The 17358-nt window shown below is 75.8% G+C and carries 17 protein-coding genes and 1 riboswitch; of the genes, 5 read left to right on the top strand and 12 right to left on the bottom strand.

What is annotated here, in order from left to right:
• Positions 1 to 108: 108 nt before the first annotated feature.
• The 4 genes from ACI79K_RS17940 to ACI79K_RS17955 form a co-directional block, all read right to left on the bottom strand.
• Positions 109 to 984, bottom strand: a complete 876-nt coding sequence (locus tag ACI79K_RS17940; protein WP_456600379.1) for an alpha/beta fold hydrolase — start codon at positions 982 to 984, stop codon at positions 109 to 111.
• Positions 985 to 1092: 108 nt separating this feature from the next.
• Positions 1093 to 2913 (bottom strand): carbohydrate-binding domain-containing protein, encoded by a 1821-nt coding sequence (locus ACI79K_RS17945; RefSeq protein ID WP_456600380.1) that lies wholly within the window; start codon positions 2911 to 2913, stop codon positions 1093 to 1095.
• Positions 2910 to 3722: a polyphosphate polymerase domain-containing protein gene (locus ACI79K_RS17950; protein ID WP_456589667.1), complete on the bottom strand. Its 813-nt coding sequence runs from the start codon at positions 3720 to 3722 to the stop codon at positions 2910 to 2912. The genes ACI79K_RS17945 and ACI79K_RS17950 overlap by 4 nt, the downstream gene beginning before the upstream one ends.
• Entirely contained in the window at positions 3719 to 4357 is a 639-nt protein-coding gene (locus ACI79K_RS17955) for a DUF4956 domain-containing protein (protein ID WP_456600381.1), read from the bottom strand. Before ACI79K_RS17955 ends, ACI79K_RS17950 begins: the two co-directional genes overlap by 4 nt.
• Before the next feature lie 179 nt (positions 4358 to 4536).
• On the opposite strand from ACI79K_RS17955, the gene ACI79K_RS17960 reads away from it, so the two are divergent.
• Together ACI79K_RS17960 and ACI79K_RS17965 are read left to right on the top strand one after the other, a co-directional pair.
• Positions 4537 to 5007, top strand: coding sequence for a hypothetical protein (locus tag ACI79K_RS17960; protein ID WP_456600382.1), 471 nt, complete (start codon positions 4537 to 4539; stop codon positions 5005 to 5007).
• On the top strand, positions 5004 to 5444 hold the full coding sequence (locus ACI79K_RS17965) for a VanZ family protein (protein WP_456600383.1): 441 nt from the start codon (positions 5004 to 5006) through the stop codon (positions 5442 to 5444). Before ACI79K_RS17960 ends, ACI79K_RS17965 begins: the two co-directional genes overlap by 4 nt.
• On the opposite strand, the gene ACI79K_RS17970 is transcribed toward ACI79K_RS17965, so the two are convergent.
• Positions 5419 to 5883 (bottom strand): SRPBCC family protein, encoded by a 465-nt coding sequence (locus ACI79K_RS17970; RefSeq protein WP_456600384.1) that lies wholly within the window; start codon positions 5881 to 5883, stop codon positions 5419 to 5421. The two genes, ACI79K_RS17965 and ACI79K_RS17970, sit on opposite strands and share 26 nt — an antisense overlap.
• Before the next feature lie 59 nt (positions 5884 to 5942).
• Between ACI79K_RS17970 and ACI79K_RS17975 the strand changes: the two genes are divergently transcribed.
• On the top strand, positions 5943 to 6374 hold the full coding sequence (locus ACI79K_RS17975) for a DUF1622 domain-containing protein (protein WP_456600385.1): 432 nt from the start codon (positions 5943 to 5945) through the stop codon (positions 6372 to 6374).
• Positions 6371 to 6727, top strand: a complete 357-nt coding sequence (locus ACI79K_RS17980) for a hypothetical protein (protein ID WP_456600386.1) — start codon at positions 6371 to 6373, stop codon at positions 6725 to 6727. The genes ACI79K_RS17975 and ACI79K_RS17980 overlap by 4 nt, the downstream gene beginning before the upstream one ends.
• A gap of 67 nt (positions 6728 to 6794) precedes the next feature.
• On the opposite strand, the gene cobN is transcribed toward ACI79K_RS17980, so the two are convergent.
• The 6 genes from cobN to ACI79K_RS18010 all read right to left on the bottom strand — a co-directional run bounded on the left by cobN (position 6795) and on the right by ACI79K_RS18010 (position 15611).
• Positions 6795 to 10421, bottom strand: coding sequence for a cobaltochelatase subunit CobN (cobN, locus tag ACI79K_RS17985; protein WP_456595470.1), 3627 nt, complete (start codon positions 10419 to 10421; stop codon positions 6795 to 6797).
• 54 nt (positions 10422 to 10475) lie between these two features.
• Positions 10476 to 10556, bottom strand: a riboswitch (cobalamin riboswitch).
• 52 nt (positions 10557 to 10608) lie between these two features.
• Complete coding sequence (locus ACI79K_RS17990; protein ID WP_456600387.1) at positions 10609 to 11232, bottom strand: ABC transporter ATP-binding protein; 624 nt, start codon at positions 11230 to 11232, stop codon at positions 10609 to 10611.
• On the bottom strand, positions 11232 to 12032 hold the full coding sequence (locus ACI79K_RS17995) for an ATP-binding cassette domain-containing protein (protein WP_456589676.1): 801 nt from the start codon (positions 12030 to 12032) through the stop codon (positions 11232 to 11234). Before ACI79K_RS17995 ends, ACI79K_RS17990 begins: the two co-directional genes overlap by 1 nt.
• Positions 12029 to 12886, bottom strand: coding sequence for an ABC transporter permease (locus tag ACI79K_RS18000; RefSeq protein ID WP_456589677.1), 858 nt, complete (start codon positions 12884 to 12886; stop codon positions 12029 to 12031). The genes ACI79K_RS17995 and ACI79K_RS18000 overlap by 4 nt, the downstream gene beginning before the upstream one ends.
• On the bottom strand, positions 12883 to 14016 hold the full coding sequence (locus tag ACI79K_RS18005; RefSeq protein WP_456600388.1) for an ABC transporter permease: 1134 nt from the start codon (positions 14014 to 14016) through the stop codon (positions 12883 to 12885). The genes ACI79K_RS18000 and ACI79K_RS18005 overlap by 4 nt, the downstream gene beginning before the upstream one ends.
• Entirely contained in the window at positions 13998 to 15611 is a 1614-nt protein-coding gene (locus ACI79K_RS18010) for an ABC transporter substrate-binding protein (protein ID WP_456600389.1), read from the bottom strand. Before ACI79K_RS18010 ends, ACI79K_RS18005 begins: the two co-directional genes overlap by 19 nt.
• A 161-nt stretch (positions 15612 to 15772) precedes the next feature.
• On the opposite strand from ACI79K_RS18010, the gene ACI79K_RS18015 reads away from it, so the two are divergent.
• A complete protein-coding gene (locus ACI79K_RS18015) occupies positions 15773 to 16591 on the top strand; it encodes a DUF4383 domain-containing protein (RefSeq protein WP_456600390.1) in 819 nt (272 codons plus the stop codon).
• Here the strand turns inward: ACI79K_RS18015 and ACI79K_RS18020 are convergent.
• Complete coding sequence (locus ACI79K_RS18020; RefSeq protein WP_456600391.1) at positions 16573 to 17313, bottom strand: siderophore-interacting protein; 741 nt, start codon at positions 17311 to 17313, stop codon at positions 16573 to 16575. The genes ACI79K_RS18015 and ACI79K_RS18020 overlap by 19 nt on opposite strands.
• Between the last annotated feature and the right edge of the window lie 45 nt (positions 17314 to 17358).

The raw sequence follows: 17358 nt of genomic DNA on the forward strand, positions 1-17358 counted from the left end.
GCGGGGGGGCCCCCCCCCCCCCCCCCCCCCCCCCCCGCCGCGCCCCCCCCCCCCCCCCCCCGCCCCCCCCCCGCCGGGGGGGGCCCCCCCCCGCGGTGCGTTCCGCGGTCAGCCCGCCGGCGGGACGACCCGGTCCAGCCAGGCCAGCAGGTCGGCGACGACCTCGTCGCGGTTGGTCTCGTTGAACACCTCGTGCCGGGCGCCCGGGTAGGCCCGCAGCGTCACGTCCTCCACCCCGGCGCCGCGCAGCCGGTCGACGAGGACCTGGACGAGCGCCAGCTGCCCGTTGAGCGGGTCCGCGTCGCCGACCGCGACGTACACCGGCAGGTCGTTCCGGATGCCGCGCAGCCGGTCGGGGTCGGCCAGCTGCCGCCCCGAGAGGAACATCTGCCGGCTGTCCGCGGTGGCGAGGCCGAACCCGCACCGCGGGTCGGCGACGTAGGCGTCGACCTGGGCCTCGTCGCGGGAGAGCCAGTCGTAGTCGGTGCGGGCCGGCGCGAACGGCGCGTTGAACGCCGAGAGGTCCGTCGGTCCGTCGAGGTCGACGGCGGGCTCGAGCAGGTCCAGGACCGTCGTCCCGGTGAGCACCAGGGCGGCGAGGTCGGCGGAGTGGTCGAGGACGTACTGCTGGGCGGCGAAGGAGCCCATGCTGTGACCGAGAAGCACCAGCGGGGCGTCGGGCAGGTCGGCGCGCACGTGCGCGGTGAGCCGGCCGATGTCGCGCACCAGCTCGTCCCAGCCGCCGGGGCCGAGTTCGCCCCAGTGGCCGTCCTGCGCGGTGGCGCCGTGCCCGCGGTGGTCCTGGCCGACCACCACCCAGCCGGCGCCGGTCAGCGCGGCGGCCAGCGGTTCGTAGCGGAGCAGGTGCTCGCCCATCCCGTGGGTGAGCTGGACGATCCCGCGCGCGGGACCGGCGGGGTCCCACCGGTAGGCGGTGACGCGGACGTCGGAGGCGGAGTCGAACGTGGTGGTCTGATCCGGCATGCGGGGAGGCTACGGGCGACCGGCGGCGGGTGGCAGGCCGGGCACGACGCAGCGGCGCCGCCCCCGGTCGCACGGGGCGGCGCCGCTGCTCGACGCGGGCCGGTCCGGTCAGCTGCCGGGCGGCGTCCCTCGGCCCGGCCGGCCACTCCCGCCGCCCATCCCGCCGGCGAACTCCCCGGCGGCCGCGGTGCCCGCCTGCTCGGCCCCGTCGGTGGTCCCGCTCGCCGCCAGCCCGCCCAGGTCGTTCCCGGCGGCGGTGCCACCGGTCAGGACCGTGTACGTGGCACCGCTCGCGACCTCGGCCGAGGAGTAGACGAGCGACCCGACGTCCTTCTGCGCGGTGTAGGTGGCCAGCACCTCGCCGTCGGCCGAGACGAGCTGCACCACGGTGCCCGCGGGCGCTGCGACGGTGGTCGCCACCCAGCTCTGGGCGGAGGAGGTCGTGGGGGCCTGCGCCATCCCCGCGCTGCCGGCCGCGAGCAGGACTCCCCCGCTGATCTCCAGACCGCTCTGCAGGTCGAGGGAGCCGTTGCCCGCACCGGTGGGGCCGTTGACGACCACCGTGCCGCCGGTCATGGTGCCCGTGCCGTTGGAGTCCAACCCGTCCCCACCGGCGTCGACCACGGTGCTGCCGCCGGTGACGGACAGCCGGTAGTCCCCCACCGCGGCGAACGCGTCGGCCCCGCCGCCGCCCGGGCCCAGCTGCCCGGAGCCGTCGTTGCCGCCGCCGACGTTGATGCCGTCGTCGCTCGCCGTCAGGTCCAGGTCGCCGCCGCTGATCGTGACGACGGCGCTCTCCAAAGCCTCGTACGACTCCGTGACGGTCACCGTCCCGCCGGCGACGGTCAGGTCGCCGTCGGCGTGCACGCCGTCGTCGGCGGTCGCCAGCGTCAGGGTGCCGTCGGAGATGCTGACGACGCCGTCGGAGTGCACGGCGTCGTCGGCGGCGTCGACGTCGACGGTCCCGCCGCCGACCACGACGCTGACCGTGCCCTCGAGGCCCTTCGCCGAGGCGTCCTCGGCGACGGTCTGTCCGCTGCCGCCGCCCGACACCACCGCCACGTCCCCGCCGCCGATGATCACGTCGGTCTCCGCGGTGACCCCGTCACCGGCGGCGGTCACGTCGACGGACCCGCCGGCCACGTGCACGTAGCCGGCCGCGGAGTCCTCGGCGTTGTCCGCCTTGAGCCCGTCGCCGCCCGCGGTGACGGTGAGGTCGGCGTCCCGGACGACGAGGTAGTCCTTGCCGCGGACGCCGTCGTCGACCGCGTCGACGGCGATCGTCCCCGAGTCGAGGACGAGCCCGTCCTTGCCCGCGATCCCGTCGTTGGCGTTGCCGGTGACATCGAGCGAGCCGCTGCCGGTGATCGTCAGGTCCGCGGCGCTGTACAGCGCCGCGTTCGGCTCGGCGCCGTCGGCCGCGTAGCCCGAGCCGTCGCTGAGCGCGTTCGACGACCCGTCGGCGAGCACGACGACCGCGGTGCCGGCGTCGAGGAACGCCAGGGCCGACGTGTCCGCCGACGAGACCTCGGCGTCGTCCAGGACGATCCGCACGACTTCCTCGTCCGGTGCGTCGACGACGACCTGGCCGTCGAGGGAACCGCTGAGCCGGTAGGTGCCGGCGGCGGTGATGGTCACCGTTCCGCCGTCCACGCTCACCGCGTCGGAGTCCGATGCGGCGGAGTCCCCGGTGAGCGACACGTCGACGACGTCGGCCGCTTCGTACGCCGGGTCCGCGTCGTGCGCCGCGGTGTTGGCGGCCAGGGCGTCGGCGACGCCGATCCCGCTGCCGGCGGCGATCTCCGCCGCTGAGACGGTCGCGGTCGCGCCGTCCGAGGAGCCGGCGGTCGACTCGGCCGTGCAGCCGGCGAGCACGGCAGCCACGAGGGCCGAGGCGAGGGTGGCGCGGATCTTCTTCGGACGGGTCACGGGAGGGTCCGATCGTCGGTGGCGGGGGCCGCCAGGGGGTGGAAGTGCCGGCGCAGGACCGGGCACCAGGTGTTGTCGGGGAGGTCGCCGCGCAGCGCGGCGAGGCCCGTGCCGTACTTGGAGATGCGGCTCGGCCGGTGCCCGGAGCGCCACAGCCGGCGGTCCGCGGCCGAGGCGGCGGCGCTGGACTTCGTCTCGACGACGGCGACCCCGGGGAGGGTCAGGGCGCGGCCACCCGGGAGCGCCCAGGTGAGGTCGGTGTCGATGGTGAGCCGGCTGTCGCCGATCGGGAGGTGCAGCGTGCTGCGCCGGTAGGTGGTGCGCAGGACGGGCCGCAGGTCCTCGCTGCGCACCCAGCCCAGGCCCGCCTCGCACAGCACGGCGTCGACGAAGGCTGCGCCGCCGTCCAGCCCGCGGGCCGGGCCGGGCAGCGGGATCCGGTTCTTGACCGTCGTCCCGCGACCGCCCCGGGTCTTGACCTCCAGGAAGTGGTCCCCGGAGTCCAGGTAGGTGCGGTGGCGCACCTTGAAGCGCCGCCGCCGCCGGCGGGCCGCGAGGTGGTAGCCGGCGAGGTCCGGGGTGTCGTAGTACAGGGACGCGTAGCCGAAGGAGCGGACGGCGTCGATCTCCAGCACCCGGGCGCCATCGGTCTCGGCGAGCCCTGCGACGACGTCGTCCACGGCCCCCAGGGGCAGCACGTACTTGCGGTCGACGCGCGTCTGCAGCGCCGCGCGGTCCACCATCTCCGCCAGCCCGATGGCGGGCAGCGCGCCCAGGGCCGGCAGCGCCGGGGCGGCCGGGCCGGTCACCGGACCACCGCGGCCGGGCGCGGCCGGCCGGGCTCGCCGGGCGCCGGCGCGAAACGCTCGCCAGCGCCCGTGCCGGCAGCCGGACGGCGCCGCGGGTCCAGCTCGTACCGGACGTCGACCCACGTCGTGTCGTTGACCAGGTCGACCCGCTGCACCGTCACCTGGTGCACCCGGGCGGAGAGCAGCGCCTCGAGGTGGCCGGTCAACGCCCGCTCGTCGGTGAAGGCGGTGTCGAGGACCATCACCTGCTGCCGGTACCGGCGCAGGAGGCGGGGGTGCCCCGCTGCGTACATGACGGCGAGGACCAGCGCCATCAGCGACATGGACAGCACCGGGCCCGAGGTGCCCAGGCCGCCGAGCAGGCCCAGCGCCAGGGCCGAGAAGTAGTACGCCACCTCGTGCTGCTCCAGCTCGGTCGAGCGCAAGCGGATGATCGCGAGCACCCCGAACAGCCCCAGGCCCACGCCGGCGCCCACCTCGCTGGTGGCCAGGGCGGCGGAGACGGCGAGGACGCCGACGTTGATGCCGAGGTAGGCGATGACCAGGTCGCGGCGGCGGTGGCGGGGGAAGTAGACGCCGAAGGTGAGCAGGCCGATGGCCAGCAGGTCGGCGCCGAGCAGGTAGGTGTGCGACATCGGGCTTTCCGGGAGGTGGACGGCAGGTCGACATCAGGTTGCGGTCCGGAGATGCGCTGGAACTGGGCGTGAGCTGGGGAGTTGCTGCCAGCAACCGTCCCGTCCTCGCCGTGGAACCCCACGGACGACGTCCAGCCCCCGCCCAGCCCGGTGCCAGCCGGCCGGGCGACCGTGGCGGCATGGCCGACCACGTGACCGACCTGCTCTTCGACTCCGCCGCGGCACGCACCGTGGTCCTCGCGCGGCGACCCGCGGGCGGTTGCGCCGTCGAGTGCGTCGTCTCCGACGTCGTCTGGAGCGACGTCGTCCGGCTGCTCCGGTGGGCCACGGCGGACACCCGCCACGACCTCGCCCTGGAGACCGGGGCGTGGTGGCGGCTGGCCGCCGCGTGCGCGGACCTCCTCGGCCGACTGCCGGGCCTCTGCGACGAGCTCGCCGAGCCGTGGGGCATCGACGGCTCGGTGGCGGTTCCGCCGGAGCTCGACGCCCGGGCCCGCATCGCCTGGTCGGCCGACCGGGTCGTGCGGCTGCTGAGGGCGCCGCACCCCGTGCCGCTGCGCACCCTCGCCGCCGAGATCGACGTGCTGGGCGCGGCCGCGGTGCAGTCGCTGGCCGGCTCCGCCGCCCCTGTCGTCAGGCCGGCAGCGTGAGCTCCCGGTCCACCGCTCTCCCCCTCGGCCTGGGGGCAGCCCTCCTGGCGGTCGCCGCCCTGACCCTGGCCCCGGAAGGCACCGGCTGGGCGTGGGGCTCACCGGCCGTGGAGCTGCGCTGGTACCTGGGCGGTCTGGACTCCGGCGCCACAGTGCTGCAGCTGCTGGGGAACCTGGTGCTGCTCGTCGTCCCGGCGGCGCTGGCGGTCCTCCGCTGGCCCGCGCTGGGCCGGCCGGGCCGGCTCGTCCTGGCCGCCACGGCCACGGCCACCGCCATCGAGCTCCTCCAGTGGGCGCTCCCGCTCGGGCGGGTCGTGTCGCCGCTGGACGCCGTGCTCAACGCCGCTGGCGCCGTCGCGGCCGGCCTCCTCGTGGCCGCCGCGACCGCGATCGGGCGGACCGGCGGCCGGCTCAGCCCGACTCGGCGATCCGCTTGATCGCCGCGAGGGTGGCGGGGATGCCCTCGTGCGCCTGCCGGGTGCGGAGGGCGATCTGCTCGTCGGCCCGCTCCCCGTAGCGCTCGGCGAAGAGGGCCAGCCCACCGGGCAGGAACTCCCACGACTCGGTGAGCTCCGTCCCGCCGGCGACGGGGGCGAGCGTGAAGCTCCAGTGCACCAGGTTGCCGCCGACGACCCAGGCGAACTCCCGGCCGCGGTCGGCCACCACCACCTGCGAGCGCGTCTCCCAGGTCCGGTCCGGGGTCACGTTGCGCCCGCTGAACCAGTCCCCGACCGCGCCCGACGCACCCTCGTCCCACCAGCACTCCCGGCAGACGGGGCTCCACTCCCCGGTGCGGGTCACGTCGGAGACCAGGTCGTACAGCTCCTCGGGCGACGTCGCGACGGTGATCGACCGGGAGTGGCGCAGCTCGCTCATCGGCGCAGTCTCGCAGGCGCCATGCGTGGTCGCGCGGGCCCGCCGGGTATGCGCGCCGCGTGGAAGAGCTGCTGCAGGACGTCGTGGACGTGCTCGTCGTCGTCGTGGAGGCCTGCGGTGCCGCCGTGATCATCATCGGGGCCGTGTGGGCGTTCATCCGGTTCGCCTGGGCCGGCCTGCGGCACCGCGACGTGCACGGCTTCGTGCCGGTCCGGCTGACGCTGGGCCGGTTCCTCGCCCTGGGGCTGGAGTTCCAGCTCGCCAGCGACGTCCTGCGCACCGCCGTGGCCCCCAGCTGGGAGGAGATCGGGCAGCTCGCCGCCATCGCGGCCATCCGGACGGCGCTGAACTACTTCCTCGGCAAGGAGATCGCCGAGGAGCGCCGCGAGGTCGCGGAGGACCGCGAACGGTCCGGGCGGGGATCGGACGACGCCGCGTCGCCGCAGCGCACGGCCGGGACGGCGCCGGACCGTCGGGGGCGGCCGGGGTGAACGCCTGGCTCGCCACGGTCACCGGCCTGGCCGCGCAGGTGGTCGTCGTGCTCGCCCTGCTGTCCGGCGCGCTGGTGCTGGCAGTGACCCGTTCGCCGGCTCCGGCGCTCGCGATCACCCTCGACCACCTCGTCGCGGCCGGGCTGCTCCGGCTGGCCGGCGAGCCGAGCTGGCAGGCGATCATGACGGCCGCGGTGGTGATCGCTCTCCGGCACCTGGCCGGCTACTCCCTGCGCCACGGGGCCGCGTCGTGGCGGAAGGGGCCGGGCCCCCGTGCCGGCCGGTCCCCCCTGCTCCCGCGGCGGCTGCAGGACGAGGTGCACCGCGCCCTGCACCCCGCCTGGCGGCGGTGACACCGTCGTCCTGGGGCACCTGCGGGCCACGACCCGGCTCCCCTGACCCGGTCCGCGGTCCCGGGGGTCAGGACCGCCCGGGCTCCGCCGACGCCGGCGTCTGCCCGCCCTCCAGGTCGCCCTCGGTGTCGAGGTAGGCCTGCTGGAGCTCGGCGAGCAGCGCCGGATCCGGCTCGGCCCACATCTTCCGGTCCACCGCCTCGAGCAGCCGCTCGGCGATCCCGTGCAGCGCCCAGGGGTTGCTCGTCTCCAGGAACTCCCGGTTCTCCGGGTCGAGCACGTAGGTCTGGGCCAGCTTCTCGTACATCCAGTCGGCGACCACGCCGGTCGTGGCGTCGTAGCCGAACAGGTAGTCCACGGTCGCGGCGAGCTCGAAGGCGCCCTTGTAGCCGTGCCGTCGCATGGCGGCCAGCCACTTGGGGTTGACCACCCGGGCGCGGAACACCCGCGCGGTCTCCTCGGACAGCGACCGGGTGCGCACGTGCTCGGGCCGCGTCGAGTCACCGATGTAGGCCGCGGGCGCCCGGCCGGTGAGCGCGCGGACCGTGGCCACCATCCCGCCGTGGTACTGGAAGTAGTCGTCGGAGTCGGCGATGTCGTGCTCGCGGGTGTCGACGTTCTTGGCCGCGACGGCGATCCGCCGGTACGCGGCCTCCATGTCCGGCCGCGCCTGGACGCCGTCGAGGTCGCGGCCGTAGGCGTAGCCGCCCCAGACGGCGTAGACCTCGGCGAGGTCGGCGTCCCCCCGCCAGTTGCGCGAGTCGATCAGCGGTAGCACCCCGGCCCCGTAGGCGCCGGGCTTCGAGCCGAACACCCGGGTGGTGGCCCGCCGCCGGTCGCCGTGGGCCGCCTCGTCCGCGTCCACGTGCGCCTTCACGTAGTTGGCGTCCGCCGGCTCGTCGAGCCCGGCGACCAGGGTGACCGCGTCGTCGAGCATGGTCACCACGTGCGGGAAGGCGTCCCGGAAGAAGCCGCTGATCCGCACGGTGACGTCGATCCGCGGCCGGCCGAGCTCGTCGAGCGGAACCGGCTCCAGCGCGGTGACCCGCCGCGAGGCGTCGTCCCACACCGGCCGGACGCCGAGCAGCGCGAGCACCTCGGCGACGTCGTCGCCGGAGGTGCGCATCGCCGAGGTGCCCCACACGGAGAGGCCGACCGAGCGGGGCCACTCGCCGGTGTCGGCGCGGTACCGGTCGAGCAGCGACTCGGCCATCGCCGAACCGGTCTCCCACGCCAGCCGGGAGGGCACCGCGCGCGGGTCGACGGAGTAGAAGTTGCGCCCGGTCGGCAGCACGTTCACCAGCCCGCGCAGCGGGGAGCCCGACGGCCCGGCGGGCACGTAGCCGCCCTCGAGCGCGTGCAGCGTCGCGTCCAGCTCGTCGGTGGTGCGCGCCAGCCGCGGCACCACCTCGTCGACGGCGAACCGCAGCACCGCGGCCACGGCGTCGTCGTCGTGGCCGAGCACCTCCCGGACGACGTCGGCCACGGCGTCAGGCGTCCACCCTCGGGCCTCCATGCCGGCGACGAGCGCCTCGGCCCGCGCCTCCACCTGGTCGGTGGCGGTGCGGCCGGCGGTGCCGTCCTCGGTCAGGCCGAGCGCCTCGCGCAGCCCGGGCAGGGCGACCGAGCCGCCCCAGATCTGGCGTGCCCGCAGCATCGCCAGGACGAGGTCCACGCGGTCCTGCCCCGACGGCGGGGTGCCGAGCACGTGCAGCCCGTCGCGGATCTGCGAGTCCTTGATCTCGCAGAGCCAGCCGTCGACGTGCAGGATCATCTCGTCGAAGTGGTCGTCCTCCGGCCGCTCGTTCAGCCCGAGGTCGGCGTCGAGCTTCGCCGCCTGCAGCAGCGTCCAGATCTGCGCGCGCACCGCCGGCAGCTTCGCCGGGTCCATGGCGGCGACGTTGGCGTGCTCGTCGAGCAGCTGCTCCAGCCGGGCGATGTCACCGTAGGAGTCCGCCCGGGCCATCGGCGGCACCATGTGGTCGACGAGCGTGGCGTGCGCCCGTCGCTTGGCCTGGCTGCCCTCGCCCGGGTCGTTGACCAGGAACGGGTACACCAGCGGCAGGTCGCCGATCGCGGCGTCGGGGCCGCAGGAGGGCGAGAGCCCGACGGTCTTGCCCGGCAGCCACTCCATGTTCCCGTGCTTGCCGACGTGCACCAGCGCGTGCGCGCCGAACACCGAGCGCAGCCACCAGTAGGCCGCGAGGTAGTGGTGGGACGGCGGCAGGTCGGGGTCGTGGTAGATCGCGATCGGGTTCTCCCCGAAGCCGCGCGGCGGCTGCACCATCACCACGACGTTGCCGGCGCGCAGCGCGGCGAAGACGATCGCCTGGTCGTCGCCGGAGCCGTCCACGAAGAGCGAGCCGGGGGCCTCACCCCAGTGCTCCACCATGGCCTCGCGCAGGTCGGCGGGGAGGGTGTCGAAGAAGCGCCGGTACTCGGAGGCATCGATGCGGACCGGGTTCCCGCTCAGCTGCTCCTCGGTGAGCCAGTTCTCGTCCTGGCCGCCGGCGGCGATCAGCGCGTGCACCAGGGCGTCGCCGTCGAGGTCGGCGACGCCGGGCAGCGCGTCGGGGCCGTCGAACGGGCCGATGTCGTACCCGGCGCCGTGCATGGCGGCGAGCAGCCGGACGACCGAGGCCGGCGTGTCCAGCCCGACCGCGTTGCCGATGCGGGCGTGCTTGGTCGGGTAGGCGCTGAGCATGACGACGATCCGGCGCTCGGCGGGTGGGGTGTGCCGCAGCCGGGCGTGGGCGACGGCGGTGCCGGCCACCCGTGCGGCCCGCTCGGGGTCGGGCACGTAGTGCGTCAGGCCGTCGGCGTCGGTCTCCTTGAAGGAGAAGGGCACGCTGATCAGGCGGCCGTCGAACTCGGGGATGGCGACCTGGTTGCCGACGTCGAGCGGCGACAGCCCGTCGTCGTCGGCGAGCCACTCCTCTCGGGAGCGGGTGAGGCACAGCCCCTGGATCACCGGCACGTCGAGCTCGGCGAGGGCACCGACGTCCCAGGCGCCGTCGTCGCCGCCGGCCTGCGCGGTCGCCGGGCGGGAGCCGCCGGCGGCCAGGACGGTGACCACCAGCGCGTCGGCGGTGCGCAGGGTCTCCAGCAGGTCGCCGGGCACGCTGCGCAGCGAGCTCACGAACACCGGCAGCGCGCGGCCACCGGCGTCCTCGATCGCGGTGCACAGCGACTCGACGAACGCCGTGTTCCCGGCCAGGTGGTGGGCGCGGTAGTAGAGCACCGCGACGGTCGGGCCGGTCCCCCGGGAGCTCCGCTCGAGCAGCCCCCAGTCGGGCGCGACCGACGGCGGCTCGAACCCCTCCCCGGTGAGCAGCACGGTGTCGGAGAGGAACCGGTGCAGCTGGGTGAGGTTGTCCGGCCCGCCCTGCGCCAGGTAGCCGTGCGCCTCGGTCGCCACGCCCATGGGCACGGTGGAGAGCTCCATGAGCTCGGCGTCGGGCAGCTGCTCACCGCCCAGCACGACGACGGGGACGCCGGAGCCCAGCAGCGGCGCGAGCACCTCCTCGTACTGGCGGCGGACGCCCAGGATGCGGACGACGACCAGCTCGCTGCCCTCCGTGAGGGCAGCCATGCCGGCGGCGTCGAGGCGGGCGGGGTTGCCCAGCCGCCAGTCGGCGCCGCTGGCGCGGGCGGAGAGCAGGTCGGTGTCGCTGGTGGAGAGCAGGGTGAACACGTGTGTGCGGCCTCCCTCGGGGTCCGCGCCCCGGGTCGTCGGGCACGGCAGCCGGAGTGTCTGGCTCGCCCCCGCTGCTGAGCGCAGCGCGGGCTCACAGTGGCGGGACCGCGCCGGGTTCGCACCGGCTTCCTCGCTGCACTGCCGTGTTGTGCCGCAGACGCTACCGGGCGGTCCCGCGACCGTCTCAGCCGTCGGTCCCGGCCCCGTCCCAGTCGACGACGCGGTCGGCCACCGCGTCCACCAGCGGGCGGTCGTGCGAGATCGCGAGGACGCCGATGCCGGCCGACCGGCAGTGCTCGAGCAGCAGCCGCCAGATCGCCGCCTGGGTGACCGGGTCGAGGCTGGCGGTGATCTCGTCGGCCACCAGGTGACGCGGCCGGGCGAGCAGTGCCCGGGCGAGGGCCACGCGCTGGAGCTGGCCGCCGCTGATCTCGTGCGGGCGGCGGTCCAGCCAGCCGGGGTCGACCAGCCGCGGGTCCAGCGCCGCCGGCTCGTCGGCCGGCGCGCCGGTCGCGGCGAGCACCTGCCGGACCGTCCAGCGCGGGTCCATCGCCCGCTCCGGGTGCTGGAAGACGAGCTGGACCGGGTGCGGTGCCCGACCGGACCGTGGCTCCCGGCCGTCGAGGGTGACCCGGCCGCGGTGCGGCCGCGCGAAACCGGCCAGCACCCGCCCCAGGGTGCTCTTGCCCCCGCCGCTCGGACCGCACAGCCCGACCACCTCGCCGGCCTCGATCGCGAGGTCCGCCCCGGCGAGCACCCACGGGCGGTCGCGGCCGTAGCGGAACCAGACGTCCTCGGCGCGCAGCATCACGCCTCCGCCGGCACGCGGAAGCCGTGCGCCGGCAGCGCCTGCCACATCGCCCGCGTGTAGGGGTGGGCCAGCCGCTCCCCGGTCCCGGTGAAGTCGGCGGGGCGGGCCTCGTCCACGGTGCGCCCCTCGCGGCAGATCACCACCCGGTCGGCGACCTCGACCGCGGCCTCGAGCTCGTGGGTGATGAGCACGACGGCGCAGCCGTCGTCGGCCAGCCCGCGGAGCTCGGCCAGCGTCGACCGGACGGTCGCGGTGGGCAGCCCGGTGGTCGGCTCGTCGGCGAGCAGCAGCCGGGGCCGGCTCATCGTCGCCATCGCGACCAGCACCCGGCGGGCCATGCCGCCGGAGAGCTCGTGCGGGTACCGGCGGAGCACCTCCGCGCCGAGGCCGCGCCGCTCCAGCGCCTCCGCCGCGGCGCGGCGCGGATCGGGGTGCCCGGCCAGCCGCGCCGACCGCCGGACCTGGCGGCCGACGGGGCTGGTGGGGTCGAGGAAGGCCGCCGACTGCGGCAGCAGCGTGGCCTCACGACCGGCCAGCCGGCGCCGGTCCTCCGGCGCACGCACGGTGCCGTCGAAGGCGATCGTCCCCCGCTCGACGGCGTTGGGCGGCAGCAGGCCCAGGACGGCGTGCGCGAGCAGGCTCTTGCCGGCCCCGCTGGCGCCGACGAGGGCGACCACCTCTCCGGCCGGGGCCATGAGGTCCATGCCGGCCAGCGCGGTCACCGTCCGGCGACGCAGCCCCCGCTCGTACTGGACGAAGTCCACCTCGAGGCCGCGGACCTCCAGCAGCGCGCTCACAGGTGGGCGCTCCGCGGGTCGAGCAGGGCGCGGCCGTTCTCCCCGATCGTGTCGACGAGCTTGACCACGGCCAGCAGGCACAGCCCCGGCAGGACCGCGAGCCACCACGTCCCCGCGCTCAGGTAGCGCATCGCCTCGGCCAGCAGCACCCCGATCGAGGGCTCACCGGGGTCGACGCCGAGCCCGAGGAACGACAGGGCCGCCTCGTGCAGGATCGCGTGCGGGAAGAGCAGGACCGTGCCGACGACGAAGTGGCCGGTCAGGTGGCCGGCCAGGTGGTGCCGGGCGATCCAGCCGCGACCGCGGCCGAGCTGCCGGGAGACGGCGACGTAGTCGGAGGAGACGACCTCGCGCGCCCGGCCGCGCAGCACCCGGGTCAGCGTCGGCCAGTGGGTCAGGGCCACGGCGACCACCGTGGCCCGCGTGCCGCCGCCGAGCGCGAACGCGAGCAGGATCAGCAGCACCAGGTGCGGCAGGGCGAGGAACAGGTCGACCAGCCAGCTCACGACCCGGTCGACGACGCCGCCGAACACCGCGGCGGCGCAGGCCAGCACCAGCGCGATCCCGGCGGAGATCAGCGCCGCACCCGTTCCGACGAGCAGGCTGAGCCGGAGCCCGGACAGGACACGGGCGAGCACGTCCCGGCCCAGCGGGTCGGTGCCGAACGGGTGCTCGGCCGACGGCGCCAGGTTGCGGTCGCCCAGCTGGGTCGTGACGGCGTCGTCGGCCGCCAGCCCCCCGGCGACGAGGACGGCGAGCACCACCACCAGGGACAGGCCGGTCCAGGCGAGGGTGCGGCGGCGGCGGTCACCGAGGAACCCCGGCCGGACGGCCGGCTCGGCGGCGGCGCTCATCGCACCCCCTGGCCGGCCGGGGACGGGGCGACCGGCGACGCCGCCCGATCGGGCAGCTCGTCGGGCGACGGGGAGCGGGGCGCGAGCACCGGGCCGCGCAGGCCGCGCCGCGCCCGGCGGGCGCCGGCGAGGTCCGCCGAGACCCGCGGGTCCAGCCGCGCGTGGACGAGGTCACCGAGCTGGTTGCCGACGAAGACGAACACGGTGGTGAACAGCACGATGCCCAGCAGCAGGGGCACGTCCTGCCCCAGCGCGGCGGCCGTCGTCGCCGCGCCGAGGCCGGGGTAGGCGAACACCTGCTCGGCCAGCACGGCGCCGCCGAAGAGCTCGCCCAGCGAGCTGAACTGCAGCAGCACGGCCGGCGCCGCGGCGTTGCGCAGCACCCGGTGGACGACGACGCCGCGCGTCGACTCCCCCTGAGCTCGGGCGAAGGCGACGTAGTCGCTGGCCAGCGCCTCCACGACCGCGTGCCGGGTGTGCAGGACGACCGGGGCGATGCCCACGACCGACAGCGTCAGCGCCGGCAGCGCGAGGTGGTGCAGCCGGTCCAGCAGGGTCACGTCCTCGGCGAGCGTCCCGACCGGGACGGCGCAGCACACCGGCGTCCACCCCAGCTGGACGGAGAAGACGTAGAGCAGGAGGAGCCCGACCCAGAAGGTCGGCGCGGAGGCCAGGGTGTAGGCCCACCAGCAGATCGCCCGGTCGGCGAAGCGTCCCCGCCGCGCCCCGGCGAGCACGCCGAGCGCGAACCCGACCAGCCCCGACATCAGCCAGGCGGTGGCCATGAGCGCGAGGCTGGCGAGGAAGCGCTCACCGATGACGTCGGCCACGGGCTGGCCGAACGTCAGCGAGCGGCCGAGGTCGCCCTGCACGACCTGCCCGAGCCAGGCGGCGAACCGCTCGGGCGCCGGCTCGTCCAGCCCCCACCGCTCGGCGATCTGCGCCCGCTGCTCCGGGCCGATCGCGGCCACGTCCCCGCCGACGTAGGCGTTCACCGGGTCGACCGGTGAGTGGACCATCAGCGTGAACGAGGCGACCGCGACCGCCGCGAGGAGGAGCACGAGCCGCACCAGCCGGCCGCCCGTCCACCGCAGCGCCGGTCGAGCGCGGCTCAGCAGCTCCACTGCCACCCGGCGATGCCCGCGGTGATCGGCCAGCCGTGCCCGTGCGGTTCGACCTGCGTCGAGCCGAGGTCGAGGCACTCGTCGACGAAGTAGGTGTGGTCGAGGTTGACCAGCCACGCCCAGGCGGCGTCCCCCGACGGCCCGAAGCCGGTGCCCTCGCCGTCGTACTGGGCGGCCCGCCAGTGCGGGATGGCGCTCTCCTGGTCGGGCGCGGTCATCGCCGCCTCGAGCTGCTCGTCGACCGCCGGGTTGGCGTAGAAGCCCGGGTTCCAGTACTCGACCCCGGCCTGGCGCGAGGAGTAGAGGTTGTACATCTCGGTGGGGTCGTGGCTCCCCCAGCCGAACAGGACGGCGTCGGCGTGCAGCCGCTGGTCGATGACGTCCCAGCTGGCGCCGTCCGCGGTGACCTCGATGCCCACGGGCGCGAGCATGTCCGCGACCGACAGCGCGAGCGCCTGCCGCAGCGAGTCGCCCGCGGGGTAGAGCAGTGTGAACGCGGCCGGGACGCCGTCCCGCTCGCGCACGCCGTCGCCGTCGGAGTCCACCCAGCCGGCCTCGTCCAGCAGCTGCCCGGCCCGCTCCGGGTCGGCGTCCTCGATCGCCGCCGCCGGCTCCGCCCAGGGCAGGCCGTCGACCGGTCCCGTCGCCGGGGAGCCGAAGCCCTCCAGGACGCCGTCGACGAGCGCCGCCCGGTCCACTGCGTGGTTGACGGCCTGGCGGATCGCCCGGTCGGAGGTCACGTCGTTGCCGATCGGCTGCCCGTCGTCGGTGGTGCGGCCCTCGTCCGGCACGTACGGGAACATGATCCCGCGGTTGTCGACCGACGGGACGGCGACCAGCCGCATGCCCGGCACCTGGGTCGTCGCCAGCGCGGACGGGACCGCCGCCATGTCGACCTGGCCGGCCGTCGCGGCCGCCAGCGAGGTGTCCTCGCCGGTGAACTGGAAGACGATCCGCTCGAACTCCGGCTGCTCGCCGTAGTAGTCCTCGTTGCGGTTCACGATGAGCTGCTGGCCCTCGTCCCACTGCACGAAGCTGAACGGCCCCGAGCCCACCGGGTCGCGCGCGTAGTCCGGGCCGTGCGCGTGCTCGGGCACGATGCCCAGCGAGACGAGCCGGTTGACGAAGGTGCTCTGCGGTCGCTCCAGGCGGAGCTCCACCGTGTCCTCGTCGACGGCGACCGCCTCGGCCAGCGCGGTGACGTCGGTGAGGCCGCCGCTCCGGCTCGCGGTGGCGAACGTGTAGGCGACGTCGTCGGCGGTCACCGGCTCGCCGTCGGTGAAGCGCGCGTCGGTGCGGATGTCGACGGTCCAGACCAGACCGTCCTCGCTCACCGACCACTCGGTGGCGAGGTCCGGGACCAGGTCGAGGTCGGCGTTCCGGCTCAGCAGCGTGGACTGGAACAGCGGCGAGCCGTACCGGCCCCAGCCGAGGGTCGGGTCGAAGCCGTCGTCCGGCTCACCGCCGATGGCCAGACGCAGCTCGGTCGGCGCGGCGTCGGGGGCCGGTGCGGCCGCTCCCCCGCCGCCGCAGCCGCTCAGCGCGACCAGGGCCACCGCACCCATCGCGGCGACGCGCCCCGCCGGCCACTCCCCGCCCATGCCCGCTCCCGTGCTCGACCTGCTCCGACCCTCGGCCTCCGACTCTATTGCAAAGTCTTTGCAACAGACTCGTCGGTGTCGGTACCGGTGCCGCCCGGCGCATCCGGATGGGACCGCCCGGCGGAAGCAGGGGTGTCGAACGGACCACCGAGGGAGTCGTCATGGCACTGCGTCCCCACCTCCGCCGCACCGGCCCCGCCGCCGGGGCCCCACCGACGTCCGGCGCGGCCGCCCCGCCGGCAGCCGGCACCCCGACGCCGCCGGCGTCCCGAACCCGCCGGGCGCCCTCCGCGCCGCCCGCGGGTGGCCGCAGCCCGGGCGGCGACCGGGTCCTCGCCGTGCACCGGATCGGCGCACTGCTCGTCGCCGCGGTGATCGCGGTCTTCGGCATCCTCGGCTTCGCCGACGGGCTGGAGTTCTTCTCGACCGACGGCGAGCGGATCCTGGGGCTGTCGTCCAACGGCCTGCTGTCGACGATCTCGGTGGTCACCGCCGCCGTGCTCGTCGCGGCGGCCCTCCGCGGGCCGCACATCGCCTCGTCGGTCATGATCGTCGTCGGCGTGCTGTTCCTGGTCTCGGCACTGGCCAATCTGGCCGTGCTGCAGACCGGGTTGAACGTGCTCGCGTTCCGCTTCGCCAACGTCGTCTTCTCGGTCGTCGCCGGACTGGTCCTGCTGCTCCTGGGCGCCTACGGGCGGGTCAGCGGGAACCTGCCGCCCGACAGCCCCTACGCCCGCCCCGGCAGCGATGCCGGCGGCGATGACCCGGCCGCCGACCACCCCTCCACCCCGGCGGAGTTCGCCGCCGAGCGGGCGATGCGGGACGCCGAGGTGGCGGTGGTGCAGCACACCGCCACCCTCGACCAGCAGCGCCGCGTGGCCGCCATGTCAGCGGCGCACAGCCGGGCGGAGCGCCGCCGGATCTGGCTCTCCTTCGACGAGCCCACCGGCGGGGCGAGGCCTCAGGTGGCCGACCAGTAGCCGACCGCGGAGACCCGGTCCCTGGCCGCGCCGAGCTCCCGGCGCAGGTGCTTGGCGAGGGCCCGGGTCGCCGCCGCCTCGCAGGCGGCCCAGAACCAGTCCCGCGACGGGTCGGCCCCTGCGGACGCCGACGGGCCCGTCGCCCAGGCGGCGGTCACCGCGTCGCGCAGCGCCTCCCCGGGCGCACCGTCGCGGTCCACCCACACGACCTCCTGCCCCGCGGCGGCGTTGACCGGGAGGTCGCGGTCGGACGGGTGGCCCGCCTCCAGCCACACGCGCGCGGGCAGCTCTGCGTGGTGGGCCAGCAGCGAGTTCACGGCGGGCAGCGACGCGGGGTCGCCGACGAGGTGGAGCAGCCGGGTGCCGGCGGGCGGCCGCTCGTCGCGGGTGCCCTGCACCGTCACCTCGATCGTGTCCCCGGGGCGGGCGGCCAGGGACCAGTTCGCCGCCGGGCCGTCGTGCAGCGCGAACTCTAGGTCGAAGGTGCCCGCCGCGGGATCGGGGGCGACGAGCGTGTACGCCCGCTGGTGCGGCCGGCCACCGTCGGAGAACCAGACCCGCACCCACATCGCCGGGTGCGGCGGGCAGGCGGCGAGCAGGCCACCGTCGGCCAGGTGCACCCGCTGGTACCGCTCCCCCACCCGCTCGCTGCCCCGCACGGTGAGGACGAAGTCCTTGCCGCGCAGCGCCTTCAGGACCACGCCTTCCCAGCCGTGCTGCACCGCTCGTCCCCTCTCGACGTCGTGTGCGGGACCCCCCGGAACCGG

The organism is Blastococcus sp. SYSU DS0616 (genome assembly GCF_054051015.1).